This window comes from Nitrobacter sp. CN101, from assembly GCF_055390255.1.
On the sequence record NZ_AP038833.1, the window covers coordinates 3,936,627 to 3,963,431 of the forward strand.

At 57.5% G+C, this 26,805-nt stretch carries 26 protein-coding genes, 1 tRNA gene and 3 pseudogenes; 18 read left to right on the forward strand and 12 right to left on the reverse strand.

What is annotated here, in order from left to right:
* Positions 1-38 precede the first annotated feature (38 nt).
* From ACZ5IL_RS19630 to sbnA, 3 genes are read right to left on the reverse strand one after another with little or no spacing between them, the layout of a single operon-like run.
* Positions 39-1,799 (reverse strand): IucA/IucC family protein, encoded by a 1,761-nt coding sequence (locus tag ACZ5IL_RS19630; RefSeq protein ID WP_464594115.1) that lies wholly within the window; start codon positions 1,797-1,799, stop codon positions 39-41.
* A 5-nt stretch (positions 1,800-1,804) separates the two neighbouring features.
* Positions 1,805-2,770, reverse strand: a complete 966-nt coding sequence (sbnB, locus tag ACZ5IL_RS19635) for a 2,3-diaminopropionate biosynthesis protein SbnB (protein WP_464594117.1) — start codon at positions 2,768-2,770, stop codon at positions 1,805-1,807.
* 56 nt (positions 2,771-2,826) lie between these two features.
* Positions 2,827-3,831 (reverse strand): 2,3-diaminopropionate biosynthesis protein SbnA, encoded by a 1,005-nt coding sequence (gene sbnA / locus ACZ5IL_RS19640; RefSeq protein WP_464594118.1) that lies wholly within the window; start codon positions 3,829-3,831, stop codon positions 2,827-2,829.
* Between the two features lie 756 nt (positions 3,832-4,587).
* Here sbnA and ACZ5IL_RS19645 point away from each other — a divergent pair.
* From ACZ5IL_RS19645 to ACZ5IL_RS19665, 5 genes and pseudogenes are all read left to right on the forward strand, one after another.
* On the forward strand, positions 4,588-4,716 hold the full coding sequence (locus ACZ5IL_RS19645; RefSeq protein ID WP_464594120.1) for a hypothetical protein: 129 nt from the start codon (positions 4,588-4,590) through the stop codon (positions 4,714-4,716).
* Between the two features lie 214 nt (positions 4,717-4,930).
* Entirely contained in the window at positions 4,931-5,230 is a 300-nt protein-coding gene (locus ACZ5IL_RS19650; RefSeq protein ID WP_464594122.1) for a hypothetical protein, read from the forward strand.
* Positions 5,231-5,756: 526 nt separating this feature from the next.
* Positions 5,757-6,806, forward strand: a complete 1,050-nt coding sequence (locus ACZ5IL_RS19655) for a hypothetical protein (RefSeq protein ID WP_464594124.1) — start codon at positions 5,757-5,759, stop codon at positions 6,804-6,806.
* Positions 6,807-6,916: 110 nt separating this feature from the next.
* Positions 6,917-7,126: pseudogene (locus ACZ5IL_RS19660) on the forward strand (transposase); the annotation flags it as partial.
* A gap of 222 nt (positions 7,127-7,348) precedes the next feature.
* Positions 7,349-8,887 (forward strand): glycosyltransferase family 39 protein, encoded by a 1,539-nt coding sequence (locus ACZ5IL_RS19665; protein ID WP_464594126.1) that lies wholly within the window; start codon positions 7,349-7,351, stop codon positions 8,885-8,887.
* A 129-nt stretch (positions 8,888-9,016) separates the two neighbouring features.
* On the opposite strand, the gene ACZ5IL_RS19670 is transcribed toward ACZ5IL_RS19665, so the two are convergent.
* Both ACZ5IL_RS19670 and ACZ5IL_RS19675 read right to left on the reverse strand, forming a co-directional pair.
* Positions 9,017-9,397 carry an integrase core domain-containing protein gene (locus ACZ5IL_RS19670; RefSeq protein ID WP_464594128.1) on the reverse strand — a complete coding sequence of 127 codons (381 nt, stop codon included), beginning with the start codon at positions 9,395-9,397 and terminating at the stop codon, positions 9,017-9,019.
* Positions 9,394-9,855: a hypothetical protein gene (locus tag ACZ5IL_RS19675; RefSeq protein ID WP_464594130.1), complete on the reverse strand. Its 462-nt coding sequence runs from the start codon at positions 9,853-9,855 to the stop codon at positions 9,394-9,396. Before ACZ5IL_RS19675 ends, ACZ5IL_RS19670 begins: the two co-directional genes overlap by 4 nt.
* A gap of 589 nt (positions 9,856-10,444) precedes the next feature.
* Here ACZ5IL_RS19675 and ACZ5IL_RS19680 point away from each other — a divergent pair.
* Together ACZ5IL_RS19680 and ACZ5IL_RS19685 are read left to right on the forward strand one after the other, a co-directional pair.
* Positions 10,445-11,002: a phosphatase PAP2 family protein gene (locus ACZ5IL_RS19680; RefSeq protein ID WP_464594132.1), complete on the forward strand. Its 558-nt coding sequence runs from the start codon at positions 10,445-10,447 to the stop codon at positions 11,000-11,002.
* A gap of 251 nt (positions 11,003-11,253) precedes the next feature.
* Positions 11,254-11,445, forward strand: coding sequence for a DedA family protein (locus ACZ5IL_RS19685; protein WP_464596947.1), 192 nt, complete (start codon positions 11,254-11,256; stop codon positions 11,443-11,445).
* Positions 11,446-11,852: 407 nt separating this feature from the next.
* Here the strand turns inward: ACZ5IL_RS19685 and ACZ5IL_RS19690 are convergent.
* Both ACZ5IL_RS19690 and ACZ5IL_RS19695 read right to left on the reverse strand, forming a co-directional pair.
* Positions 11,853-11,926 (reverse strand) — tRNA-Met (locus tag ACZ5IL_RS19690).
* Between the two features lie 390 nt (positions 11,927-12,316).
* On the reverse strand, positions 12,317-13,156 hold the full coding sequence (locus ACZ5IL_RS19695; RefSeq protein ID WP_464594134.1) for an integrase core domain-containing protein: 840 nt from the start codon (positions 13,154-13,156) through the stop codon (positions 12,317-12,319).
* 985 nt (positions 13,157-14,141) lie between these two features.
* Between ACZ5IL_RS19695 and ACZ5IL_RS19700 the strand changes: the two genes are divergently transcribed.
* Positions 14,142-14,387: a hypothetical protein gene (locus tag ACZ5IL_RS19700; protein WP_464594136.1), complete on the forward strand. Its 246-nt coding sequence runs from the start codon at positions 14,142-14,144 to the stop codon at positions 14,385-14,387.
* Positions 14,388-14,751: 364 nt separating this feature from the next.
* Here ACZ5IL_RS19700 and ACZ5IL_RS19705 read toward each other — a convergent pair whose 3' ends face one another.
* On the reverse strand, positions 14,752-16,077 hold the full coding sequence (locus tag ACZ5IL_RS19705; RefSeq protein WP_464594138.1) for an OprO/OprP family phosphate-selective porin: 1,326 nt from the start codon (positions 16,075-16,077) through the stop codon (positions 14,752-14,754).
* Positions 16,078-16,593: 516 nt separating this feature from the next.
* Here ACZ5IL_RS19705 and ACZ5IL_RS19710 point away from each other — a divergent pair.
* The 3 genes and pseudogenes from ACZ5IL_RS19710 to ACZ5IL_RS19720 all read left to right on the forward strand — a co-directional run bounded on the left by ACZ5IL_RS19710 (position 16,594) and on the right by ACZ5IL_RS19720 (position 18,411).
* A pseudogene (locus ACZ5IL_RS19710) lies at positions 16,594-17,341 on the forward strand (IS5 family transposase).
* A 232-nt stretch (positions 17,342-17,573) separates the two neighbouring features.
* Positions 17,574-17,774, forward strand: a complete 201-nt coding sequence (locus tag ACZ5IL_RS19715) for a hypothetical protein (protein ID WP_464596986.1) — start codon at positions 17,574-17,576, stop codon at positions 17,772-17,774.
* Positions 17,704-18,411, forward strand: a complete 708-nt coding sequence (locus ACZ5IL_RS19720) for a CorA family divalent cation transporter (RefSeq protein WP_464594140.1) — start codon at positions 17,704-17,706, stop codon at positions 18,409-18,411. The genes ACZ5IL_RS19715 and ACZ5IL_RS19720 overlap by 71 nt, the downstream gene beginning before the upstream one ends.
* A 403-nt stretch (positions 18,412-18,814) precedes the next feature.
* Here ACZ5IL_RS19720 and ACZ5IL_RS19725 read toward each other — a convergent pair whose 3' ends face one another.
* A complete protein-coding gene (locus tag ACZ5IL_RS19725; RefSeq protein WP_464594142.1) occupies positions 18,815-20,323 on the reverse strand; it encodes a CYTH and CHAD domain-containing protein in 1,509 nt (502 codons plus the stop codon).
* 585 nt (positions 20,324-20,908) lie between these two features.
* Here ACZ5IL_RS19725 and ACZ5IL_RS19730 point away from each other — a divergent pair.
* Both ACZ5IL_RS19730 and phoB read left to right on the forward strand, forming a co-directional pair.
* A pseudogene (locus ACZ5IL_RS19730) lies at positions 20,909-21,238 on the forward strand (phosphate signaling complex PhoU family protein); the annotation flags it as partial.
* A 14-nt stretch (positions 21,239-21,252) separates the two neighbouring features.
* Positions 21,253-21,954, forward strand: coding sequence for a phosphate regulon transcriptional regulator PhoB (phoB, locus tag ACZ5IL_RS19735; protein ID WP_464594144.1), 702 nt, complete (start codon positions 21,253-21,255; stop codon positions 21,952-21,954).
* Positions 21,955-22,693: 739 nt separating this feature from the next.
* Here the strand turns inward: phoB and ACZ5IL_RS19740 are convergent.
* Entirely contained in the window at positions 22,694-22,816 is a 123-nt protein-coding gene (locus tag ACZ5IL_RS19740) for a hypothetical protein (RefSeq protein WP_464594146.1), read from the reverse strand.
* A gap of 498 nt (positions 22,817-23,314) precedes the next feature.
* On the opposite strand from ACZ5IL_RS19740, the gene ACZ5IL_RS19745 reads away from it, so the two are divergent.
* From ACZ5IL_RS19745 to ACZ5IL_RS19755, 3 genes are all read left to right on the forward strand, one after another.
* Positions 23,315-23,446 (forward strand): hypothetical protein, encoded by a 132-nt coding sequence (locus ACZ5IL_RS19745; protein ID WP_464594148.1) that lies wholly within the window; start codon positions 23,315-23,317, stop codon positions 23,444-23,446.
* A gap of 443 nt (positions 23,447-23,889) precedes the next feature.
* Positions 23,890-24,117 carry a hypothetical protein gene (locus ACZ5IL_RS19750; RefSeq protein WP_464594150.1) on the forward strand — a complete coding sequence of 76 codons (228 nt, stop codon included), beginning with the start codon at positions 23,890-23,892 and terminating at the stop codon, positions 24,115-24,117.
* A gap of 338 nt (positions 24,118-24,455) precedes the next feature.
* Entirely contained in the window at positions 24,456-25,181 is a 726-nt protein-coding gene (locus tag ACZ5IL_RS19755) for a helix-turn-helix transcriptional regulator (RefSeq protein WP_464594152.1), read from the forward strand.
* Between the two features lie 129 nt (positions 25,182-25,310).
* Here ACZ5IL_RS19755 and ACZ5IL_RS19760 read toward each other — a convergent pair whose 3' ends face one another.
* Both ACZ5IL_RS19760 and ACZ5IL_RS19765 read right to left on the reverse strand, forming a co-directional pair.
* Positions 25,311-25,448 (reverse strand): hypothetical protein, encoded by a 138-nt coding sequence (locus tag ACZ5IL_RS19760; RefSeq protein WP_464594154.1) that lies wholly within the window; start codon positions 25,446-25,448, stop codon positions 25,311-25,313.
* Positions 25,445-25,729 (reverse strand): integrase core domain-containing protein, encoded by a 285-nt coding sequence (locus ACZ5IL_RS19765; protein ID WP_464594156.1) that lies wholly within the window; start codon positions 25,727-25,729, stop codon positions 25,445-25,447. Before ACZ5IL_RS19765 ends, ACZ5IL_RS19760 begins: the two co-directional genes overlap by 4 nt.
* A gap of 153 nt (positions 25,730-25,882) precedes the next feature.
* On the opposite strand from ACZ5IL_RS19765, the gene ACZ5IL_RS19770 reads away from it, so the two are divergent.
* Positions 25,883-26,344, forward strand: a complete 462-nt coding sequence (locus ACZ5IL_RS19770; RefSeq protein WP_464594158.1) for a hypothetical protein — start codon at positions 25,883-25,885, stop codon at positions 26,342-26,344.
* Complete coding sequence (locus ACZ5IL_RS19775) at positions 26,341-26,802, forward strand: integrase core domain-containing protein (protein WP_464594159.1); 462 nt, start codon at positions 26,341-26,343, stop codon at positions 26,800-26,802. The genes ACZ5IL_RS19770 and ACZ5IL_RS19775 overlap by 4 nt, the downstream gene beginning before the upstream one ends.
* The last annotated feature ends 3 nt before the right edge of the window (positions 26,803-26,805 follow it).

Consider the following 26,805-nt stretch of genomic DNA (forward strand, 5'->3'; position numbering starts at 1 on the left):
GCATGCCAGCAACAGGACAAGGTTGCGGGAACATGATGTTACGCCAGACATGCATTACATTCGACAGGTAATAACGGGTTGCTCAATCGTCCCATCGCGCTGGGCATGCCGGTGCCGAAGCTCGCTCGGCCGAGCAGCGGTGCCAGTACCTGCTTGAACGGCCAATCTGGTTCATCCAGCAGCAGGCTCCTGGTCTCATTGGCGATGTCGTTCGGCAGCGGCACACGCGCCAGGCAGTCTTCCAACACCGTGCGTATGATGTGCCAGCCATGCGACTCTTCCCGGCGGTAGCGCTCCGCCAACGCGGCAAGGATGGCATACAGGTTGACCTCGATGGCCAGGGTTTGCAGATACGCCAGCAACTCGCGCGGGGTATTCAGTTCGAGCGTGTTCGGCGTGCTGCGATCAATCACATAGTCCGGCGCCGCTACACCCTGGGCCCGCATCAGCGGCGGGCAGATGCGCAAGGTGTCGTGGTCGCGCAGGACCAGCGCGGCGATGCGCTGCCCCTGAAATGCCAGCACCACATTCTGTCCGTGCAACTCCGGCATGACACCGTACGCAAAGCAGCGCAGGCCCAATTCCAACAAGGCGCGGGCGATATCGGCGAACAACGCCCAAACCTTACTCTCCGGTCCGGCAAGACCGATTAGATGGTCGAAAGCCGGCAGCGTTCCTCCGGCGCTCGTCGCCGGCAATGCCGCCATCGGAATGAACGTCGCACCAGCCACCGTCGGATAGCGGCGGATCATACACGCCAGTTCTCCTGGCTCTGCTTGCAATGCATCGCGCTGGCTCAACGCCCACCAGTCATTCTCATTGCACAAGCGTAAAATGGCAGCCAGCCAGTCATCCCGCTGTTTCAGGCGCTCAAGGCAAGCACTGGCGAGCATGCCGTTGTGTAGATAGCGCGGTGGAAGCGTGCGCACCGCTCCCAACGCATTGACGGAAAGCGCAAGCTTGAGGTGCAAGCCGGGGCGGCCGATGACGGCAAGCGAACGCAGCGAAGCGGTCGGCATGACGGATCCCGGCCCTGTGCCCAAGTCAATGCAGCCCGCCAGGTCTGACAGTCCGGTGCGGTTAAGCCGTCCCCACTGCCACGGATGCGCAGGCAGCCATAAGTAAGTATCGCCATCGGCGCCGCGCGCGCGCGCCATCTCGGCGAGGGCTTGCTGCTGGAAGCGGTCCAGCAGCAGGTCCGACAAGGACTCGCAGGAAACGGTGAGGACCTGATCCCGCGGCAATGCCACCCAATGCAGCGCAAAGGAGGCGCCCGTTTCCGGCAAGTAGGCGATCCCGTCGCGTTCATCCCAATCCTTGGCGCGCGCCAGCGGATGAAACGGGCGGTCTTTTAGACAGCTCACTGTCTCCCAGGACAGCAAGTCCTCCGGAACCGCAACAGCCCGCGCTATGATGGCTGGTTCATACACCGCCGTCCATGCGGACTGGTCGTAGGCTAACGCAAAGAAGTGGACGAAACGGCCAGTCCGGTCGCCCCACCAGTCGGCGGTTTGCAAGGTCTCGACGACTTCGACGAGTGTTTGGTTTGTCGTACGGTGAGCGATATGCAACGCGACGGGCCGGTCCGACACCCGGAATGGGCGCAAACCACTGGCTTGATGACCGTGCCAAAGCAACGACCGCGTCTCATCAAGCGCGACATCCAGCATCGTGTCGCCGTCGCCGGTCGAATGAAACCTGCAGTGCTTGCGAAAGCCATACAGATCCTCTAGCCAAAGCGCATCGAACAGATCCTGAGCCAGCCGCCGCGCGTACGGATGGGATGTATTCGACTGCATGCATTTCAACCGTATAGCGGCAATTGCACGCCGACGCCGCGCTCGCGCGCCAGATGATAGAAATGCCGGGCGCATACTATGTCGTCGAGCGCCATCCCCATCGGATTGAGGAGAATGATCTCTTCCTCGCTTTCCCGGCCGGGCCTGTCGCCCACGACGATTTGACCGAGTTCAGCGTGCAACCGCTCGCGGCTAAACCGCCCTTCCAGCACCAACTGGTTGATGATCTTTTTCTCGCGATTCGATTGATCCCAATCGTCCACGACCACTTTGTCGGCCTTTTCGTAGACCTCCTTGCACACATCCATGATCGATACGTTACTGACAAAGGCGCCCCGCTTAAGCCAGCCGAAATGCAGATAAGGTGCATCGGCCACCGTGCAGGTCACGATCACATTGGCGGCACGCACCGCCGCTTCCGCCGAAGTAGCCAGGACAAACTCCTTGTTCGGAAAACGTGCCGCAAACTCGGTGATGAAGGCGTCAGCAGCGGCATGCGAGAGATCAAACAGGTGAAGGCGCTCGACCGACGGAAATTGCTCCAGCAGGGTTTGTACCTGCATGCGCGCAATCGGGCCGCAGCCGATGCTGGCCACGTCGGTAAAGCCGGCGCGTGCCAGATGACGAGTGGCCACGGCTGTGATCGCTGCGGTACGCATGCCGCTAAGCAGCCCCCCCTCCATGAGCGCAATCGGATAATTTGTTTCAGCATCGTTCAGCACCACGATCGCGCTGGCACGCTCCAGCCCGAAGCGAGACGGGTTATGCTGCCGGCTGCCGACCCACTTCACACCTGCGATAGGCCGCTCGCCTCCCAGGTAGCAAGGCATCGCGATGATGCGGTCGGCGATATGGTCCGCGCTCGGCCAGCGCAGGTAGGGTTTGAGCGGCTGCACATGTTCGCCGCGCGCATGCGCGGCCAATCCGTCGACAATGGCGTCGACATACGGTTGTGAGTGACCGCCGCCCAACTCGATCAGGTCGTTACGGTTGAGATAAAGCAGATTTGGTGTGATGGTTGGCGAACTCATGCTGTGTGTTCCATTGACAAGTTGACGGCATTTTTTGCCGTGCGCACCAGGTGGCGGTCTTTCATGCGTGACAGCCATTCGTCGTCGTAGATCGTATCCAGGTAGCGTTCGCCCCGATCCGGCAGAATGGTCAGGATGCGACTGTCGCGTGGCAGGTCTGCACAGAGCCGTTGAATGGCCGCGATCACCGAACCGGACGATCCACCGGCGAAAATACCTTCGTGGTTGACCAGTTCACGGCATGCGACCGCAGATTCATAGTCGTCGATATGAATTGCCTGATCGATCTCATCGCGCTGGAATAACTCCGGCACACGGCTGGCGCCGATTCCCGGCAGGTCGCGAGGATAGGGAGGCGTGCCAAACAGGATCGAGCCGACCGCATCCACTCCCACGACTTTCAACTCGGGCCATGCTTCGCGCAGGCGGCGGGAGATGCCATGCACGGTGCCTGAAGTACTGACGCCCAGCACCAGGCAATCCACCGGACGATCCAGATGTCGCAGGATCTCCTCACCTTCCCCATGGTAGTGGCTTTGCCAATTGCGTTCGTTGGCATACTGATTGACCCATACGGTATCGGGCCAATCGTGCAGCAGGCATTTGATGCGCTCTATGCGCGTTCCCAGATAACCGCCCTGGCTATCCTTCTCGGTGACGAGCTCGATATTGCCGCCATAGCATTGAATAATTTTCAGATTGAGCGGCGAGATCTTCGGGTCGACCACTGCCGTAAAGCGCAGACCATGAATGCGGCAAGCCATGGCCAGCGCGATGGCGAGATTGCCCGACGAACTTTCGATGATGTGTGAATTCGGCCGGATGGACCCGTCCGCCAGACCGCGTTCGATGATATAGCGCGCCGGCCGATCCTTAACACTGCCGCCCGGATTGAACATTTCTAGTTTAGCAAGCACCTCACACGGCGAATTGCGAAACAAGCGAGAAAGACGGACGATCGGCGTATTCCCAGTGCTTTCGAGAATGTTGTGATAGATCATGAGATCATCCTTCACGAATGGATGGCTGGTGTGTGTGGATGCTTATCGCTGCTCGAGAAGTAGGAAGCCGGCACCAGACGATGGAAATTCCGACATTGATACCGAAACAGCGTCTATGCACATCGAAGGTTTGCGGTCCGACAAGCGAGCGGTGCGCCCACTTCGATTCCTTACGAGAACCTTACATAACGAACAAGATCATTCGATCCTGATTGTAGAGCTTCTAACTGTTAAGTCCGTTGCCTCACCGGATAAGCTCACATTATCTTGGGCGAGCTCTAACAAATTTGAATCACTTTGCTCTAAACGTTGCAGTGAGCGCGCACGATCATCGAGCACCTTATCCTTCCTGATCAACGCACGACTCAGCTGGCGGCAGAGAAAGGTTTCCAATGGCTGCCCTAGAGCAAATGCAAAAAGCATCCCAATCGCAAAAGGACGCCGAAGAGTTCGCCAACAAGCAGGCTGATCCACAATCCGGTGAAACCTACTGCCAATGCTTGTGACCGGAGTTGTTCGCTGATTAGCGCCAACGTCGTTGGCTTCGGCAAAGGAACGGCTCGGTCCGTGCCGGTCGGGCTGGAACGACGATTGTTCTAATCCATTTCTGCGCGTGAAATCTAAACGTCACGAATCAGCAGTAGATCACTGTTTGGCGCTAGGTCCTTGGACGCCCTTTGGGCTAGCCGCTCATTACTTGCGCTGCGGTTGCGCTTGGACTTCTTATTTTGGGGCAAAACGGTAAGGCGTCATGAAATGAACCGGCTGCAAAAGTTCGTCGAGTATTTCGTCGAGTATAATGTGACTGGCGACAGGTCGAAACGCGCTGCCTATGCGTTCGACCCCGAGAGATTACCGCCACCAGGCGAAAACCTGGAGTGGTAAGTGGTGTCCTCATTCAATGCCGCTGATGCGATAATGAGGGACGCCGGCTTAAAAGACATCTTCATTCTTGCGATCGATAAGCCACAACACAACCGCGTGCTGCTGGTAGAGGTAAATAAAAGCAGCGTCGAGTAGGTTGTTTCTCTAAAGGTTTTTTTAAGTCTTTTAAAAGATGGTCATCCTTGTTGTTCGCCCACAGCAGACGGAGATAGAAATGAGGAAGTTAGCTGCGGCGGTCCTTGCGACCAGCTTCCTCGTTGGCTCGCTCGTCGCAACCGCTCCTGAAGCAAGGGCCGACGGCGGCCAAATTGCCGCTGGTGTAGCTGGCGGACTCCTCGGTGGGGCGCTTCTCGGCAGCGCTCTCGCCGGACCGCGCGTTTATGTCGCTCCGCCCCCCCCTGTCTACTACGCACCGGAACCGGTCTACGTAGAAGAGTCGGAATGCAGACTGGTCCGCAAGCGATATTGGGATGATTACGGCTATCGGATCCGCCACGTACAAGTTTGCGACTGAGGTGGCACGCCGGAATCTATCGACGATAAGCGTCGCCTCAATCAAGATGCAGGTCTGGACGATCTGTTCGCACAGCGACGGGTTAATCGTTCGACCGTCGCGGTCCAGGAAATAGCCGACGTGCTGAACCCGTCAATCCGCGGACCGCTGCGGCGCACGGTAAAATGCGCGTTCAAACAGCTCGATCATGGACTTCTCCAGATTTGACAGGTCACCCGCGGCTGGACAAAACCTCGCTGCCGACTGCAGCACTCGTGGAACTCTCCAACGCGGCGGGTCCCGGTTCATCAAAACCTAGCTGATCGACTACATGCGCAACACGCGACACTGGAGACGCGCTTGCCATGATCCGGCTGAGCGAAGTGGATGAGGCCGCAGAATTGGTCACCGCGATCCAGCTTTATTACGGGTGCCTCCTACCCTATTGACGGGGGCCTGCTGGCTCATTGATCAACATGCGATATGCGCTTCCGTACTCGATGGCTGGGTTCATCCGCTCGACCTGGCCGTTGTTCAGGGATGATGCTTGAGCTCGGTGAAGCCTCTTCTAAAACGAGGTCCGATCCGTTTAATTCAGAATTACTCGAGCCGGAAATCGCCGCCAGGCAATGTGGTAGTATCGCGAGGCCTCTCGCGACTGAACGAACGTCGTGTTGCACTTTCACATGAAAACATTATCAAGGTTCGCGATGATGTTCTTAACGAGATTTATCTTATCGCGACCATCGTCCGTGACCTGGACTCACCTGCGTGCGGAACAGATTCGAATCGTAAGAAGTGCCTAGCCATCACGCCTAATAAAAACTTCGAAGGAACGAGCTGTAAGCTCGTACACGACGACCGGACGTGCTTATCTCTTCAAGAGCGTAGAGCCCTAACTGACTTCGATGATCTAAAGTATTGGATTCAATTACCAATACCAAGCAACTACGTAAGTCAGCGCGACAGAGTAGCACTGCGCCGCTTTCCGCTGTCCGACCAGGTCTGGGACAAAAATAAAACAACTTATGCGCGCTTGCTGTATTTCACTTGGGTCAACCGTTTGAATGACGCTACGTGTCGGGTCACAGAATGTTTATCCGCCGAAGATGCAGCGAAATATACCGCAAAAATAACTCAAAGCTTCGAGCGAGGGTCGGCGGCGATTAATCCGCTTGGAAACGAAGCTGGTATCGTAGCATTCACGTTAAAGGGGGGATCTGCGGCTAAGATATCGCTTTCACAGAACGATCCCCATCCGGTGACTCCAGTAGTCGAATTGTTTGTAAGGAAGAAGAAGGGATCGCCATGGGTCTCGTTTGCGCGCGACGTGAGGACGATAGGGACATCGTACGTGCGCTATGCAACTCCAGAGGATGTGGACATAGGTGTCCGTGCTCAATGGGTTGCTAAGCTTTTCAACGGTAGGGAAACCACGCCAGCGGTTTTTTTTGCAATAGGCCCTCAGGCCCAGACTGACCCAATGACGGCTGCAGTACGCTGTTACGATGGCGGCGAAACGCAAAAGGACAATTGGCAGCTAGAGGTCAAAATCGATGTAATTCCGCAGCCGAACCAATCTGCCGGAGGGTATTGAACATCGCTTCGGTAGATTGTAACGACTGTTCGCCGTCAGCGCCCTTGAGACCAATTCAGGGACTTCACGAAGGGAGGATTTCTGGTTCATCGTAGCCGCAAGGAGCGAAGATGAAGCAGAAATCCGGGCCTGGCAAAGCGCCGGCAGAACAAGTGCTGAAGGACATCCGACGCCAGACGCGCCGGCAGTATTCGGCGGAAGAGAAGATCCGTATCGTTCTGGAAGGACTGCGCGGCGAGGAGAACATCTCCGAGCTGTGCCGCCGCGAGGGCATCGCCGCGTCGATGTATTACGGCTGGTCGAAGGAGTTCCTGGAAGCTTTGCCGCGGGGGTATGGCTGCAATCTTTGTAAGCTTAGCGTAAGTCACGCCTGATAAATCATGAACGCGGGCCCGGCGGGTAGCGCCAAAGGGATAAAGTTTTTCGGCGAAACTGTTTTTGGCCCGCTTCGACTCTACTTTCCGACAACGATCCCTCTTCTCCGATTTCCTCTAGTCATTTCCGGTTCTGGGCTGATCGCTCATGGCGCACAGGGGCTATTGTTGACGGCAATAACCACAAGTGGTCCGCTTGCCGCGATCGGGAATGGCCGTCTAGTGCAGGCCAGCGCCGATTTCGTGCGGCGGAGTAGTGGCGCCCGGTTGTTGGGTGTCACGCTGGCAGCCTATGCGGCGCTGTGGTTGCTGTATTTCTCAGTCTCGCACGCGAGCGTGGATATCCACTCCGATGTTAGCGAGGCGTCGGTGTGGGCGCGAACACTCTCGTTCGGCTACAAACATCCGCCGATGATTGCGTGGATTTTTCGTGCCTGGTTAGCAATCTTTCCGCGCGCCGACTGGTCAGCGTATCTCCTCGCGATCACAAATCTCACCGCGACGCTGGCGATAACGTGGGCGCTCCTGCGCGATCATCTTGATAAGGAGCGAGTGCTTATCGGGGTGGCGGCGCTAATCCTCGTTCCATTCTATACGTTTCTGGCGTCGCGCCTCAATGCCAACACGGTGATGATGCCATTCTGGGCAGCAACCGTGCTGTTTTATCTACGAGCGCGCCGCAATGTCCGGTGGACCGATGCGGTTCTCGCGGGTGTGTTCGCCGGCCTGACGTTTCTTGGAAAATACTGGGGCATCTATCTGATCGCAGGCATCGCGGTTGCCTCATTTACGGGTGAGGATCTCAAGCGTTACTGGCGATCTGGTGCGCCATTCGTGATGGCCGCCGCCGCGCTTGTCGTGCTCGCGCCGCACATCCACTGGCTGCTCACCGAACACAATCACCCCGCAGAGAATTACATGACGACGAGCGTGATGGTATCTGCGTCGTTTGGTTCAGCGCTGAAGGCCTCCACATTCTACCTCAGCGGCGTGATCGGATATATCGTATTTCCTCTCATCTTTTTCCTAGTCCTGAAGCCGGACCGTGCGGCCTTGCGGGATACGATCTGGCCGACCGATCCCTGGCGCCGTCAGGCGCTGCTACTGCTAATTGTCCCGCTGGTGCTGCCGGCCGTGGCCAATCTTGCATGGCCCCACCGTCTGACGTCTATATGGACGTTTCCAAACTGGGCGCTGTTACCGGTGGTGCTGTTTGGCTCGCCGCGGCTCAGCGTGCCGGCAATCGCTACGGCCCGCGCCTGCCTGATGGCGCTCGCAGTGTCGTTGGCTAGCGTGGCGGCTTCGCCTTTGGTCGCGCGTGCGGATCTCTCTCAACGACGCGCCTCACATAACGCGCATTATCGCCAGATCGCCGCGGAAGTTGTGCACCTTGCCCATTCACCGGCTGTGCTGATCGGCGGAAGCGAAAAGGTCGTTCAGGGACTTTTTTACTATCTGCCCGCCGCGTGGCCTATGGCCAGCCCGCCGAATGATAGAGACGTTAAGCTCTCGATCGCTGCGCGGGCTATGGTCTGCATCGAAGGGGACGTCTCATGCCGCGTGGCGGCCGATTCACTCGCCGGGAGCTCCGGTAGTGTATCGCACGTCACACTTGCCAAAACATTCATCGGCTGTAAGTCATCGCCGCAGAAGTATCTAATCGCTGTCGCGCCCATCATGAACCGATCCCGGGATGGTACTCATTGAACTGAGGCGCAGGCGCAAGGGCGACATGGTTAAACGCCCTACATTTCAATCGCCATACTGTTTGAATCCCACTGGGTAGCTTGTGAACTGACATTTTCGGGAATGGTGCTGTCCTGTGCCTACCGCAAATCAAATCCGGGCATATTGATGGTGCAGTCCGCCCAGGATCGGACGACAGAGAATGCGTCCGGCTGTCTCGGCGGCGCGTGATTTCGGCGCGTCCTTGTTCAATGACAAATGGGTGCGTGTGCCGTTGTAATAGCTCATGTACGAGAGCAGCACGTGACGCAGATGGCGTTCGCCAAACACCACGACATGATCAAGGCATTCCCTGCGGATCGATCCGATCAGCCGTTCGGCGCATACATTTTGCCAGGGTGAGCGAGGAGACGTCGGGCGGTCGCGAATACCGATGGACCGAACCCGACGCATGAATATTTCGCCGTAGGCGCCATCGCGGTCCCGGATCAGGTAACGAGAGGCCTGCTCCCAGCCACACGCCTCCGTCATTTGTTGGCGATCCATTCGGCCGTCGGATGCGCGGTCACCCCAAACCACAGAATCTGCCGCCGGCCATGGCCCATGATCAGCAACCCATAGAGCAGTCGGAACGAGATTGTCGGCACCACGAAAAGGTCCATCGCGGCGATACCGTCAGCATGGTTGCGAAGGAATATCCTCCAACCCTGCGACGGCGGGGCCCTCCTCCGCGCCATATACTTGGCCACACTGGTCTGGCCGATCTCGATGCCAAGCTTGAGAAGCTCACCATGGATTCTCGGCGCTCCCCACAACGGATTGGCGAGGCTCATCTCGCGGATCAGCCGGCGAATTTCTAACGGCACAGTCGGTCGGCCGCAACGGCGTCGCGATTTCCAGCGCCAATACGATCTGAAACCGGCACGATGCCAACGGATCACAGTGTCCGGTCGGACAATCGCCAGGGCATCATAGATCTTAGGAAACAATCGGCAGACACCTCCCAAGATCAGTCTGTCGATCGAGATGAAGATAGGTCTCCTGGGACGGGTTCGCCGCAGCACATTGATTTATTGCCGCAAGACCAGAATTTCTGCCTCGAGCACAACGCGCGACCGCAGCAGGTCGATCACCATTCCAAAGATCAGTCTGCACAAATCCAACATCGAGCAGCAGCATCGCCCTCGATCAACTGCCAGCAGGATTGGATTTACGGTAGGGACATCAGGATCTCGGCTTCCAGCGAGGCCCGCGACCGGAACAACAACACCAGCACTGACCAGACCAGGCTGCAAGCTTCTCTCATAAGACAGAAGCATCGCGCGATTCGGCCTCACGTGCCAGCTGGATTAGGTTTCCGATAGGGACAGCTCGCCGCTAGCGTGATTGCCGGAGCACTCTGGGATGTAGCCGGGCCTGCCGGGACGTTTCTCGCGGGCGCGGCTTTCGCTGCGCTGACTGTTCTAGGACTTCTGCGTGTCCGAGGACGATAACGGAATCCCGCCACATCTCTTGCGGAATAAATCGCCAACGCGTGCGCCGGCATTCGGGGCGCCAACAACAAGAAGAGGAAATAGCGTGCAACTATATAATCTCGACGCTGCCGCAACCCGCGCCATCAACGGTCTCGCAGGAACAAGTGCCCTCGCCGATTTTGCGATGGTCTGGGTGTCGGCCATCGGTGTGCCGCTGCTCGTGGTCGCCGTTGCCGCCCAATGGTGGCGAAGACCGGATAGGCCGCACAACAGGCACATTCTCGTCGCGACCGGCCTTTCCTTCCTGCTCGGTCTTGCGATCAATCAACTCATTCTGTTGCTCGTCCATCGGATACGGCCATACGACGGTGGCATCTCGCATCTGCTGATCAACCCCAGTGCCGATCCGTCCTTCCCCTCTGACCATGCGACTGCCACCTTCGCCATCATGGCGGCATTCCTGTTGCACGGAAGGCGGCAAATGGGACTTTGGTTCCTTACTGCCGCAGCCCTGATCGCGATCTCCCGAGTCTATATCGGCACGCACTATGTCGGCGATGTCCTCGGAGGAGCCACAACGGGAATCATCGCCGCCATTCTGGTCCGCACGCTCTATCGGGAAGGGACGCGCCTTGATCGGTTCGTCACCTCCATCCTGTAGGAGCGCGCAGGAATGGTGGCGTCCTTCTTTGCTGAGTCATCGCGATCATCGCTGCCTATCCGCATCTGGCCTATGCGGCGATACTCCTCCTTGCGCTGTCGGAATCTATCCCCGTCATTGGCGCCTTCATCCCCGGCACGGCCGCGATCCTAGCAGTCAGCGCATTGGTGCCGAGCGGGGTCGTAAAATTGTGACCACTGCTTGGCGCGGCCACCATCGGCGCGATTTTCGGTGACGGTCTCTCCTTCTGGATCGGCCATCGCTATCACCGCGAAATCCCCGAATGCTGGCCGCTCAACCGGCACCCGGAGCTGATCGCGCGTAGCGAAGAGTTTTTCGCCCGGCACGGCGACAAGAGCGTCTTCATCGCCCGTTTCACGCCGGGCGTGCGCGCCTTCATTCCCCTGATCGCCTGTAAACCGGCGTTGAACAATGCCCCTTGAAGCTACAGCGGTAACTCCTCGTGACAAGTAACGGAATCTACGTCGGAGTGGGATCACGATAGGGGCCGATCGTGACCCCACTCCGACCGGCTTTTTCCGATTGTCTTTATCGCGTTACTGCCGGCACCTGCAGCGATCTGACCCCCGTGCCGATTCACACACTCAGCATCAACGGCTCGATCGGCCGGCCTCTCATACCTGCATTCGCCACAAGCGCTCTCCCCCCAGAGGTCCCAGCGCTCTTTTATGTGACGAACTTGCATTCCAGATGACTAGATCCCGCTCGGTGCCATGGACTTACCATGACACGCGGCCCGCTTCGTTCCCGTTCTGATGGTGCTTCTAGCAAGCACCTGGATGACGCGCTCAGCCGTTTGCGGGGAAGGTCGATCATAGTTCGGTAAAAGTGGTTGCGGGGATAGGATTTGAACCTATGACCTTCAGGTTATGAGCCTGACGAATTGCCGCTGCTCTTGCCGCATCAATAGAAACTTCCGAGTGGTCTAGTGTCGGAGCGCTTCTGAAACTTAAATGCTGTCGTCGATCGGCGACATGGAATTTGTAACAAAATTGCTCAGAAACCACTGGCATTGCTGTTCGATTGGAGGGGTACTGTCGGCGCATTGAGTGCCTTTTTCGGCCCCTTAATAGTCCGCCCCGCCGGTGCGTTTGCCGTGACGGGGCTTCGGTGGTGGCAGCGATGATGCTGCAACAACCGGAGCCGTCACATGACCAAATCACAATCCCGCAAAATTGCATCTCGACCAACGGTGGCGCCCAAGCGGGCTAAGTCCGCGCGCCGTGCGTCGACCGAGGCCGCCAAGGTTGCATCCGTCAAGAAGATCAGCTCGGCACCTGTGCCTACCGCAAATCAAATCCGGGCATATTGATGGTGCAGTCCGCCCAGGATCGGACGACAGAGAATGCGTCCGGCTGTCTCGGCGGCGCGTGATTTCGGCGCATCCTTGTTCAAGGACAAATGGGTGCGCGTGCCGTTGTAATAGCTCATGTACGAGAGCAGCACGTGACGCAGATGGCGTTCGCCAAACACCACGATATGATCAAGGCATTCCCTGCAGATCGATCCGATCAGCCGTTCAACATACGCATTTTGCCACGGTGAGCGAGGAGACGTCGGACGATCTCGAATGCCGATGGATCGAACGCGGCGGATGAATATCTTACCGTAAGCTCCATCGCGGTCCCGGATCAGGTAACGAGGGGCCTGCTCCCAGCCACACGCCTCCGTCAGTTGGTTGGCGATCCATTCGGCCGTCGGATGCGCGGTCACCCCAAACCACAGAATCTGCCGCCGGCCGTGGCCCATGATCAGCAACCCATAGAGCAGTCGGAACGAGATTGTCGGCACCACGAACAGGTCCATCGCCGCGATACCGTCAGCATGGTTACGAAGGAACGTCTTCCAACCCTGCAACGGCGGGGCCCTCCTCCGCGCCATATACTTGGCCACACTGGTCTGGCCGATCTCGATGCCAAGCTTGAGAAGCTCACCATGGATTCTCGGCGCTCCCCACAACGGGTTGGCGACGCTCATCTCGCGGATCAGCCGGCGAATGTCCAACGGCACCGTCGGTCGGCCGCAACGGCGTCGCGATTTCCAGCGCCAATACGATCTGAAACCGGCACGATGCCAACGGATCACAGTGTCCGGTCGGACAATCGCCAGGGCATCATAGATCTTAGGAAACAATCGGCAGACACCTCCCAAGATCAGTCTGTCGATCGAGATGAAGATAGGTCTCCTGGGACGGGTTCGCCGCAGCACATTGATTTATTGCCGCAAGACCAGAATTTCTGCCTCGAGCACAACGCGCGACCGCAGCAGGTCGATCACCATTCCAAAGATCAGTCTGCACAAATCCAACATCGAGCAGCAGCATCGCCCGATTCTCGATCAACTGCCAGCAGGATTGGATTTACGGTAGGGACAGGTAGCAATCCTGTCTGGCTCATCCAGCCTGGCCCACCGTGGACTGGCCTGGATCGAAGCATTCGACAACATCGATTTGATCGATCTCCCATCGAAGGCCAAGTTTAATCGCAAAGCCATTCCGAAGAGCCAAGCAATGGCGGCGATGCTATACGAGCGCCCGGCGTAGTTGAGTGCAAGATTCTGAGCTTTCGCGACGCGCGTGAAATCCGCTAGGGCCTTTACCGTCGGCGATACGACGCCGTTTGAACCAGCCAATCACGCTTACGCGTAAGCCCCCAATTTGCTAGACTGACATTTTCCGCGCCGCATGTGGAGTAGAGCCCATCGGTCAGGCGGCCTGAAGCCTTTGGCCGCGGACCTGCGGAGGCCTTGCATGCCGTTAGGCTGGCGTTCAGGAAAGTCTTCTGCTGAGCGCTTTCGAGTTTCTTTTCAAGCACTAGAATTTGCTTTTGCAGATCTTCGACCTGCTCCGGGGGCACGGTCTGTCCGCTCGCTTGTGCGGTGCTGACTGGGCCGACAACGCCGGATCGCTCCAAGAAGCAACTCTTGTGCTTACCGGTGCAATTTTTTGAGCTCGTCGAACAACCTTCCCGCGATTTTCTGTCGCAGACTCAGAGCCTCGCTTTAAATTGACGTAGCTTTGGCACCAAATTATAAAAAAATTCTATTACAGAAATGTGACAGACTCAATGAATAGATAAAATAAACCCCGCGTTCCCCTCGATCGTGATGGAGCATGGTAATGAAATACCTATTGATTGCGATTTGTGCGACAACGATGCTGAGTACTGCGGCGCTCGCTGCTCCGTGGAATAACGAAAGCGGCAAAGCTCGTCGGGCTGATGATCGCGTTTACCAGGCCTACAACTACGCCCGCGGGTATAACCCGACGGACCTTCGCCGCGGATATGCGCTGGCTTATACCGGCCCGGGCTACCGCATCGTCTTCCACGAACGCTGCACCTTCACGAATGACCCGAGCTGTTAGAGCTTGGCCTCGGCTCTGAGCACGTGAGCTCAGAGCCGATTTTGTGAATCGTGTTCCGTCACACTGGAATTGCGGTCGCTGTTCAAGCGCTTGATCATCACCAATGGTTTCCCGGACTTTGCCGGGACTAAATATCAACGATCACATCAGTAACGGACCGAGATACCTAAAAGTCGTCGCGGAGCAAGCGCTGGAATTGCGGTTGCTCAAAAAGAGCAAGATCGCGGAAGGGGGGCGACGACAAATGAGATGTCCCGCTTCCGTTTCTGTTCGACGCGGCTCCCGAGGCGCCGCCATCCCGCTCGGTAGATTGATGACCTCGCAAGTGGACGATCTGCGAATATGGGTTTGCCTTATATGGGTTTCAAAATGCCCACTGGGTGCGCATTGCGTAGGCGTCCCACTTGGCGCCGAGATCCTGATTGGCAAGGTTGGTTTTCCCCATCGTGCCGTGAATCCAGTTGAACATCACGCGCATGTTGTCGTTGAGATACCAGTTGAGGCCGACGGTGATGTTTTCCTGCTTGCCGCCGAACACTGTTTTGTCGTTGAGATCCATGTAGCTGTAGCGCGCCGCGATCTCCCATGCGCCGATGCCGCCTGCCACATCCCAGAAAAAGGGATTGGTAGGGTGCACACCGCCGAACGCAGCGTCATGTTGGAGATATTTGCGCTTTTCACCGGTGAGGATGTAGCCGGCCTGAACGTAACCTCCCGCGAAATGAAGGTCGGAGGGCCCCCCGAAGCGGGAGACGCTGTAGTCGAACCATTCGCCTTGGGCATGGAAAGGGCCGATGGCGCCGCCGACTTCGGCGCTCAGCACCCGCACGTCATCGACATTGCCAATGTTATGGGTGTCGAGCACCCGGGTCGGATCGATGCGAAGTTCGATGCGTTCGCGCAACCGGATGTCATTGACGCCAGGGACGCCGCCGGTGTTGGCGAGATAGAGCACGTCGCCGCCGAACAGGAAGGTCGCGACATCAGTGTTGATCGGCGTGAAAACCAGACGGCCAACCGCTGAATAGGGTGCGCGCAGCGTGTGATCAGAGGCGCGCTCGGGTCCCGTCAGGTAGGCGGCGGCCCACCACCATTGGTCGTATTTGATCACCCCGACGGCGGCGCGTTGGCCGCCGGCGCTGAGGTCGGCAGCCATCACCTGCGCAGAGGAGCGCTCCATGAATGTGATGTTGTTCGAACTGGTGGCCTGTTCGAGGCTCCACATCACTTTCATATAGCCGATGTCGATGCTCGTGTTTTTGAAGCCCTTGTATGACACAAAGGCGTTGTTGATCGTCCCCGTGCCGTCCTGAGAGCCGCCGAATTCGCCGATCAACGCATATGTCCAGTCGCGCGCGAATACGCCGACGAGGCCGATACGGGCGCGGCGTGCGTTGACGCCGTCCTGCAGATCCTGCGGCACGGTTGCAGCCGAATTCGGCGTGTAGTTATAGCCCCCGACATCGAAGTGCAGGCGGCCGGTGATGCCGACGCAGTTGTATCCATCGGCGGTGCAGAAGCGGGGAGCGCCGCCTTTCATTGTCATCAGAACGTCCGGTGGTGCGAATGTCCCCTTTGTCGGCATATAACCGGCGCTGGCGTTCAGGAAAGTGTTGTGCTGAACGCTTTCGAGCTTCTTTTCCAGCACGCTAATTTGCTTTTGCAAATCTTCGACCTGTTCCGGAGTCACGGTCTGTGCGCTCGCGTGCGCAGTGCTGACTGCGCCGACAAGAGCGATCGCTCCAAGAAGCAACTTTGTGCTTACCGATGTGAATTTTGCGTACTCGTGACGAAATGACCCTTCCCGAGAAATTGCATCGGCATTCGTTTTTCCACGCGGCAGCATCAGACCCCCCCCAGTTCTATCTTAACTGGGGCGCACCTCTAAAAGGGTTCCATTACAGAAATACGACAGCGCAAGAACAAACAGGGGCGATTCCGTGCGCTTGCAAGAGAGCGATCCTCCCGATACGAGCCACGTGATAGTGATCGAACAAGAAGTGGAGCACTAGGCGCACTGCATTACAAATCATCGACATGGTCAGTGCCGTGCAGTATCCGTCGACAGCGTCACCGAATTACCTTCAACTGAAGCCACCAGGTCTTAGCGAATATTGACCATCAGAGCCCTAGGCTCAGGACCCATTAAATCTGTTGCGAGAGGACTGGCGGGTTGATTCAATGGTGATGTTTGGGGGACATCGCCATGGCCGATTTGTTGTTGCTGTCGGAGGCGCAGATGCGCCGGATTGAGCCGTATTTTCCGCTGTCGCACGGGATTGCGAGGGTCGACGGGTGATCAGCGGCATCGTCTTCGTCATCAGAAACGGTCTGCGCTGGCGCGATGCGCCGCCCGGCTATGGTCCGCATAAGACGATCTATAACCGGTTCGTGCGCTGGAGCCGGCTCGGCGTGTTCAACAATATCTTTGCCGAGCTGGCACGCAAAGGTGGCAAGCCCTCTCTCCTGATGATCGATGCGACGCATCTGAAGGCGCATCGCACCGCCGCCAGCCTTTTAAAAAAGGACCTGTTCCCCGATGTATCGGGCGCACGAAGGGCGGCTTGAACTCCAAGCTGCGCGCCGTCTGCGACGGTCAGGGACGCCCTGTCATCATGCTGCTCAGCGAAGGCCAGATGAGCGATTATAAGGGGGCGGCCTTGATGATCGATGCGCTGCCGCCCGGGAAGCAGTTGCTTGGCGACAAGGGCTACGACGCCAACTGGTTCCGCCAGCCGCTCGCGGCCCGCGGCATCACGGCCTGCATCCCATCGAAGGCCAGCCGCGCAAAGCCGATCGAACATGACCGCATGCTCTATCGCCAACGACACAAGATCGAAAATGCGTTCGGCAGGCTCAAGGACTGGCGCCGCATCCACACCCGCTACGATCGATGCTCACATACCTTCATGTCTGCCATCTGCATCGCTCCAGCCGTCATCTTTTGGCTCTGATCAATGAGTCCTGAGCCTAGAACGTTGCGTCAGCTTCGCGGATGGACAAACAGGCTCTCCCCGACATCGGCATCATGTCCGTCTATCGTTTCGCGGACGACGACTCCGCGTCGAAGTTTGACATCGCCAACCTATGCGGAACTCGCCAATTCGCACAGCTGGTTGTGGCTGCATCTCAATCTGTCTAACCGTCGTTGCCACGACCGGCTCTCCAGGAGCGCGCCGCTGTCCGATGTCGCGCGTGAAACCCTCCTGGTGCCGACGAGCATCTCCGAATATTTTCGGCGAGGACATCGCCGGCATTTTGCCCGACATGCATCAGGAGTTCTTGCAGGAAGGCGACAATCTCGTACGGGTACACTTTGCGATCTCGTCGAAGGTCCGCTCGACGCAAGCCACTCCACGCGACCGAGCTCACAAGGCGTGCGCTTGATGGCGGCAGCGGGTTTCGCATCCCGGTGTCGCCGTTCGATGCGATCGTCGACCGATTTGTCGATGTAATCGGATGTTATTCGACGGGTCTCGGCGACGAGCTCGACATCCTCGAGAATCATGTGCTGCACGGCGAGATCGACGATGAGCGATTACGGCTCGGCCCCGTGCGGCTGCAGGCGATCCGCACGCGACGGCAGTTGTCGCAGATGCGTGCGCTGTTTCATTGCATGGAGACGCGCGAGGACGTTGAATCCGAAACCCTGCTGTCTGCGATGCGGAAGCTCGCGCAGAAGTTCGACGCGCTCGACTACGAGTTTACGCGATCTATGAGCGCGCGCGACTGCTGCAAGACGAGATCGCCCGACCGCATGACGGCAATCACCAACCGCCGCCTGTTCACGCTGTCGGTCCTGAGCGCGTGCATACTGCCCTCGATGCTGGTCACTGGATTCTTCGGCATGAATACCAAGGACATGCCGTTCCAGAACGGTGACGGCGGCACCTTGTATGCGTTACTGCTAGTGATCTGCCGCGGGAGCATTGATCTGGTGGTTGCTCAGGCGGGCCAAGACGCTGTAAGCGACTATCGAGTGACTTCGAAAAGCCTCCACGATATCAAACGAATATACCGCTGAAGCATTTATTCATTTTTGCGGTGATGAGTGGCTCTGAGCTGACAATGCGGCGGCATATTTTGATACCGCGTTTGTTTTTCGCGGCCCCATTTCGGAAATGGCTTTTTGGTAGCTCGTTCGGTCGCATGGCCGTTGAGGCGGTTCCGGGTCAGCGTCAGATGGTGCCGATCGAGGCGTTTGGGAGTGTACTACAGGCCTTTGAGCTCCAGCCGGCTCCACGGGCTGAAGGAGGCTATGCTCGGATCGCAGATCAAATTCGGCAAGCCTAGGGTGATCCCTGCGGAAGACTGGATGGCAGATCTCGAATCGAACCCAGGATCGTCGGCCCCGACTACCGCTTGGGCGTATAGCAGTGTTGCCAAAGGTGCTTTGCAGCACGGACAGCATAAGCCGGCGGCGCGCACTAAAACGTGCGAAGCGCGCGCACTTCCTTCGCAGCGACCTTCATCAGCGGTCTCACCGCCTGATCCTCGCGACCAAGCACCACGCCGGACGCAAAGGCAAGGGCACGCCGATGGCGACGCGACGCCCTGAGCGCTACATCGACAACCATCTCCCGGTGCGCAACAAAATCGTTGAGCGCTCCCAAGGCATCCTGAATCTTTTTTAAGTGGCCGGACAAACGCGCAAGCTGCTTTTTCTCGCGCTTGGAAGGAAAGAGCGTTCCGAAAAAATCGACGGCATACCTGACCTTTTTCACCCTGATGCGCAATTTATGCCGCGCATGGGGAGACATTTTGTTGAGGTGGCGCCCGTCCTTGCGCAGCTTCGTGATGCGGCGATGGAGCAAATCGGCGGCGAACTTGTCGATCGGCATGCTCGTTTTATCGGTCGTGATGATGGTCTGTCTTGACTCGATCCATTGCAGCGTATCGATCAGCAGCTTCCGAAAGCGCTCCGAGTTGAGCGCCCTTCTTGCGCGCGCGAATGCCTGATCGCGCCTTTCGGAAAATTCCTGTTTGATGGCCTGGCCGCCCCGACGCAGCAGGGTGTCGCCCGTCGCAGGCTTAATGTTCTCGTTCACAAATACGTCGAGTTCTCGCGCCGGAGCGAGTTCGCCCGTCAACCACTTCAGCTGCGCCTTGATTCTCTGCGTGTTTGCTCCAGACATGAGCTTTGAAAAAAGCGAGATCTCCGCGCGCAACCGTCGCAGTCCGACCCGCATCTGGTGAATGCCTTCCGGATTGGAGTTGCGGACCGCCTCGGCGTTTCCGGAAAAATGCCGGACAGCGGAGCGCGCGATGGCCCGGAATGCCTCATCCACGCTCATGTGGTTGTCCAGCTCGATCTCTTCAGCGATGGCGACGCGGTGCTCGTTGCCACCGGCGAGATCATAACCCCGTTCGGCTTTTGACTGTAGATCGAGCTCAGCGCCCGACTTTCGCTCGATCGCGTTTGCAACTCGGAACAAGTCGGGGAGGCGACCGTTCTTCAGTTCCAGCTCAAGCTCATTGACCGGGCTCGATCGGTGCCCGGCGACGATGCTGCCACGATCGATTGTAACCTCGACCTCGCTGCGTTTGATGCGGACCGGTATTGTAATACGATGGACAAACGTCTTGAAGATCGGCTTCAGCTTGCGCTGCAATTTTTTTAGAGCGAACTGCTCGAGCGGCGTACCAATGGCCTTGCCGAGGTTGGGCACGTCGTTCGTTATCTCAGTTTCCCATTCGTCTCGGCCGAACTGTGCTCCGTTCGTCCCTTTGACCGTCTGGATATGCTTCTTACCATCTTGCCGCACGCGAAGCGAAAGTCCATGCCGCTTCAGCTTACGCTTTCCCGTATCGAAATAGGTCGAGACCAGATCGCTCTCGGTCCGGTTCCCAACCTTACCGCCGGCAATCTGCAATTTCCTTAGTGCCTTCAGGCTACTCTCCGGTATGTGGAATTTGAGTTCCTTTTCAACCGCCATTGCGTTCTCCCGGCGAGCTGAATCTTATCTCCTCACCGATACGAGCCACGATCCGTGCGGTGATGAGTCGTTAACACATCGAAATGAATTAAGTTCTTATTTCTCCCGTGGGTTTGTGCGGCTTGCGCCCGCGCGATCCATATTCGTTCCATCTCGCGCTCGGCATTCTTTAGGGCTTTCGTCGCGAATCGCTATGGCCGTCGGCCTCTACCTTCGGCGGCAACGCAAGGACCTATTCGCCGGCCTCTTTCAGGGCACGCAGCGTCTTCCCGTCGGACGCCGTGATCGCGTCGTCGAAGCGGGACCAATCGGTCATTTCTACAACCGAGCATTATCCTACTGGAATGAATCATTGTGGATTGGATGGCGCGCCGCCGGGGTTGGCAGGGAGACCCGGCACGCTGTGGACAAAAGTCACTGTCATATAACTGTTGTCCAACGTCCATAAAACTTCGATGCGCGACGCTTAGCCATTCAGAGCGACGCGATGGAGGCCGCCGGACCATACGAACGCGTTAGCGCGCTAAGCGCCTTCAGGCTGGGTGATGTTACATTTTACTGGATCGTTCGCGCTTGCAGAATCCGATACGCGGTCTCGAACACATGACCGAGCTCGTGCTGTCGCAGGTCAAGTCCATGCTCGAAGCCTATGCGACGCACGACCTGCTGGCGGCTGGAGGAGCGACGAGGAAGTCGATGCGATTTGCACCTCGCTGTTCCGTGAGCTTCTCATCTCCCCGCAACATCTCCTTCGGTATCCACATGATGTTCTGTGCCAAGAACATCGAGCGGATCGGCGATCACGCCACCAATGTTCGGGAAACCATTTTCTACATTATCGAAGGCCAACAGATCATGGACAACCGTCCGAAGCGTGACATGACGACGTTTGCTACCACCGTGCTTGGGAACTAAGGGGAGCACGATCAATGAATGCACGCATTCTTGTGGTTGAAGACGATGAGGCGCTTACCACGCTCCTGCGCTACAACCTCGATGCCGAAGGTTATGAGGTTGAGACAGTTGGCCGCGGCGACGACGCTGATACGCGGCTGAAGGAGCGCGTGCCCGAGCTTCTCCTGCTCGACTGGATGTTGCCTGGCCTGTCCGGCATTGAGCTATGCCGGCGACTCCGGTCACGGCCGGAGACCGAGCAGCTGCCGATCATAATGTTGACCGCGCGCGGCGGGGAGAGCGAACGGGTCCGTGGGCTGGTGACCGGCGCCGACGATTACATCGTCAAGCCGTTTTCGGTGCCGGAACTACTGGCGCGGGTGAAGGGGTTGTTGCGCCGGGCTAGTCCGGAGCGGGTGGTGATCGTCCTGACCTATGGCGACATCGAGCTCGATCGTGAAAAACGCCGCGTCACCCGCGCGGGCCGGCCGATCGACCTTGGCCCGACTGAGTATCGCTTGCTGGAATATTTCTTGGAGCGTCCCGGCCGCGTCTTCAGTCGCGACCAGTTGCTCGACAGCGTCTGGGGCCGCGACATCTATATTGATGAGCGCACCGTCGACGTCCACATCGGCCGCCTGCGAAAACAGCTCAATCCTGGCCGCGAACAGGATCCGATCCGAACCGTGCGCGGCGCCGGCTATGCACTGGATGATCGCTTCACCAAGCCGAACTAAAAGCATAGCGGCACCATGGATGAAGGGTAAGACAGCGCATGGCGGGAGCTGCTTCAACTGACAGCCATCGGCGAGTTCCTCCTCGACAGAGAAACCATCCGGGTGCGCGGGCCGCAATGCTTCCATTCCATTGGCCAGAGTGAAAGCTTCGAAGGCGGAGGGGCCGGTTTGATCTGACTCATCCCTAAGCGAATGATCTCTCAAGTAGATTGATTTCGCTTTTCCTTTTGGATCGGGCTGCGACATGATATTAAGTCATCCAACTGTCACGTACTCATATATGTCAGAAACCGACACGCAACCGCCCGCCCGGGAAAGCGCAAACGCCGTGCACGGGCTCGATAGCGCCCTGCCACGCAGGACAACAACACACGAAAGACTCTGCCTTCAGGCAACACGGCGTCGGGGAGCCTTGTTCACAGGAGTCATCAAAAAATACTCTTTCATGAGCCGCAAACTTCATGAGGCGCAGCGTCGAGGTGATCAGGGAATATCAGAATCCGGGTGCAAAATGGTGCCACGCCTCCCGGCGTCGAGATCGAACTCAGATTTGATGCGATCCGTTGGCTCGTTGAGCAATCTCGACTCGCTGCGGTCGGAAGCAAGATAGTTGGCGCAAAGCCTTTCCGCCGCATGCGATAGGGATGTGTTTCAACGAGGGACGCTACCAACCATCCCGCAGGCCTGTCCTTCGGTCGCCGGCTTTGACGCCCTGGAACAAGTCGTAGAGAGACGTCGGTCAGCCGCCCACCAGAAGGTAGGTCTCGCGCTGGCTGACCGCCGATGCTCGTGTTTCCTGATCGGCGTCGGTGGCTGGGTTGAGGCCAGGGGGTGGCGGAGCGATGTCGCTCCCCAAGATCATTGGTCTATTGAATGTGTGTGCATGTCCACTCCACCTAGCGCACGCGAGGCATTCACTCGCTCTTCCAAGCTTGTCCTCAAGGCCAACATTATCAGATCATGCAATAGGCACCGAAACAGGCCCCTCTGAACTCCCAGAACGCAAAAGAAAATGATGCTTGACCCGTCAATCCGGAACTGCCGCACCGAGTTATATAGGCGCTCGTTGCGCCTCGTGGCGCCGAGATTTTCGTGTCCTGACTGTCCTGTCGATCACGCCAAACAACAGGCTTGATGACTGATGGCACCGTGGCGGGAATAGTCGTTTCGCTAGCTTACCGTTCGAGAGCAGCTTCAAAGCAAGAAAGCGACGTGTTTCAGCGGTTCCGTTAAGGGGGTCTTCAATCGGTGTGGCCGATAAATCCCGCCGACTTAGAGGGCGCCCCATGGACAATACCGCCCGATCGCCCGTCAATCAGCACCCTGCGTATGCCTTCACCTTTCGATACGAGATCGCATTGTGGAAACGGCGACGGAAGCCCGCGGCGCGGAGCGCGGCCCCACCGTGCGCAACGTGCTGGTCGCTGGGACGGCGCTCGTCATCGCGGCCTTCGTAGTCGTCTACATCGTGTATTTCGGAGGCGGGCAGTAATGGGACGCGGTATCCTGCTCTGGCTTATCGGGGTGCCGATACCGGTGATCCTCCTTCTCTGCGGCGGGCCTTTTTGCGGACCAGTATTAGGTGGCCACCTACATCTCAACAGACGAGCTCAATACCCAAACGTCTCAAACACCTCGCGCATTAACTGCGCGGGCAGCGCCACTTCAGAATAAAAATCAGGGCCGTTTGACTCACACTCCACCCAGCGCAACTATGCGGTGATATCATCACAGGGGAAGATAACAGAACAACCGGTACTCAAACCGGCAAGAGTCACTTAGCGGGGTGAGGAGAGGCCGCCGCATCGAAGACGGCGACGTCTGCATTGAGGTGAACCGAAACCGGGTGGCATTGAGCTGGGCGAACAGACGGCGGAGTATCGACATTCAGAAATCAGCCGCCGCGTCCGGTTAGACAAAGGGGAGAGAGAAGAGATGCTAGAAAATATGATCAGTCGCAAAGAAGCCGACCTGCTCATAGACGCGATCAATAAGCTGGTTGATGAGTTTGACGGGATGGGATTCGATCGCGAGGTGATTGGTGCTGCACTTTCAGGGATGGGTCTTGGTCTGGTACAAATGCATGCTGGCCATACCGAGGCCATGAAAATAGTCGGGTCGCTTGAAAGTCTCATTGTGAGGGAGGATCAAGGTTTGCAATAACAACCTCTCCAAATCCTAACGAACCGATTTTATGAAGGAGCATGGATCGAACCAAGGCCGAGAAAAGGGACTAGGACCCCCGACCTTTTACGTTCCTATTCGGCCAGATAGTCTTAGTTCGCTTCGCTAATTGCGTCCTATTTCCGTAACATAACTGTCATCTATCCGCGATACCGAGATCGCAAAAAGCGGAGGAACCATATGCACATTGGGAAGCCGGAGTTCATTCGCAACGATGAACCGTGCGCTGCGCAAGCAGCACTGGACGTCCGCGCTGATCCGTTGACAACAGGTTCTGATTACCACCGCCCGCGACGAACAAGAGGATTGGAGGACGTATGTCGCGACGGACGCTGGATGATACCCTAACTTGTATCACAAGGCTCGATAAGGCCTCGACCCTGGCACAGATTGCCGATGTCGTTGTTGACGTCGCGCGCCCGTTCGGCTTTTCGCATGTGCTCGCAGGCATCATTCCCGTTCCAGGGATGACTGCAGAGCAGCAAATCTCAAATGTCGTTTTGCATCAATGGCCGAAAGCGTGGAGCGAGCGCTATTTCACGCAAGGTTACCTTTTCGACGATCCCACCATCCATAGGGTCAACACCTCTACGGAGCCATTTCTATGGTCCGAGCTTGAACCAACATATCGAAACACACCAGCGCCAACGCGCATCATGGGGGAAGCGCGCGAGTTTAATCTCGGGTGCGGATTCACTGTTCCGATGATCACCCTTGATGGTCAAACCGCCGGTTTTTCCCTGGCAAGCGAGCGTGCTGAAGTGCCCCCCAAGGTGCGGCGACAGCTACAACTGATCGCCATGCACGCTTTCGCGCGAGCCCTCGCGCAAAAATATAACTCAGCTCCAGTGAATCTGACTCCGCGAGAAATGGATATCCTGCAGTGGATGGCGGAAGGAAAAAGTGATTGGGAAATCGGTGTCATTCTGAAGGTCTCAGAACACCTCGTCGACAAGATCGCACGTCAACTTCGCGCCAAGCTGAACACCACAAACCGCACCCAGACCGTCGCGTCTGCGCTCAGACATAACCTCATCCGATAGGTCCAGGTATGGACTCGATGGCGCGCCTGCCCTCGGCCGGGGATATGCGTGCGCCGGTCCTGTTTGCTGCGCCCATTTCTGTGCACTGCGGGCCCGCTTCAACCGCGTCATGGCTGTGCCTACCGCAAATCAAATCCTGGCATATTGATGGTGCAGTCCGCCCAGGATCAGACGACAGAGAATGCGTCCGGCTGTCTCGGCGGCACGTGACATCGGCGCGTCCTTGTTCAATGACAAATGGGTGCGCGTTCCGTTGTAGTAGCTCATGACGAGAACAGCACGTGGCGCAGATGGCGTTCGCCGAAAACCACGATATGATCAAGGCATTCCCTGCGGATCGATCCGATCAGCCGTTCAGCATACGCATTTTGCCACGGTGAGCGAGGAGACGTCGGACGATCTCGAATGCCGATGGATCGAACGCGGCGGATGAATATCTTACCGTAAGCTCCATCGCGGTCCCGGATCAGGTAACGAGGGGCCTGCTCCCAGCCACACGCCTCCGTCAGTTGATTGGCGATCCATTCGGCCGTCGGATGCGCGGTCACCTGTGTGTACTGAAAACCTCATCCGAGTTGATGATGTGATGGAATCGCCTAAGCTGGTGGAATGATCGGGCTGCTCTGTTTCGTTCTGGCTGTCCTGGCCTCGCCATTCAAGTCGAAGTTGCGGCTTGAAGCTGAGAATGCGGTGCTTCGACATTGATTGTATTGCGGCGCAAGCGGCGTGGCCGTGTTCGACCCGCAACCAGCGATCGCTGGTTCTTCGTCCAGCTGTATCGCTGGTTTCCATCAATCCTGACGGTTATCGCGATTGTCCAACCTGAAACCCTCGTGCGTTGGCATCGGGCGGGCTTTCGCTGCTACTGGCGGTGGAAATCGCGGCGGCGGGGTGGTCGCCCGCAAATCGAAGCGGACCTGCGCGCGCTGATCCGGCAGATGAGCATGGAGAATTTGCTTTGGGGTGCGCCGCGCATCCACGGCGAACTGCTCAAGCTTGGATTTAGCGTCGCCCAATCAACCGTCGCCAGGTACATGGTGAAACGACGTGGACCGCCCAGTCAGGGGTGGAAGACCTTCTTGCGAAACCACGCTCCGGATATTGCCGCCATGGATTTGTTCGTGGTCCCGACCATTGGCTTCAAACTGCTTACGGCTTCGTGATTGTACGGATTGATCGCAGAGATCTCGTCTGGATCAACGTCACAGCCAACCCGACGGCGGAGTGGATCGCTCGGCAGATCACCGAGGCTTTCCCTTGGGACGGTGCTCCGGGTTACATGATCCGGGACCGTGATCGCATTTACGGTGCGGTCGTCACACGCCGACTGCGTGCCATAGGCATCCGGGACAAGCCTATTGAACCGGCCTCACCCTGGCAGAATGGTTATGCCGAACGGCTGATTGGATCGATCCGTCGCGAGTGTCTCGATCACGCGATCATCTGTGGCGAGGCACATTTGCGTCGGGTCCTGAAATCTTACGCTGACTATTACAACCGTTTCAGAACGCATCGGTCTTTGAACAAGGATGCACCGGTCTCTCGCTCAGTGCAGCACACCGGTGTCATTCGTTCACGCCCCATCCTGGGCGGACTTCACCACCACTATGGCCGGATTTGAGGT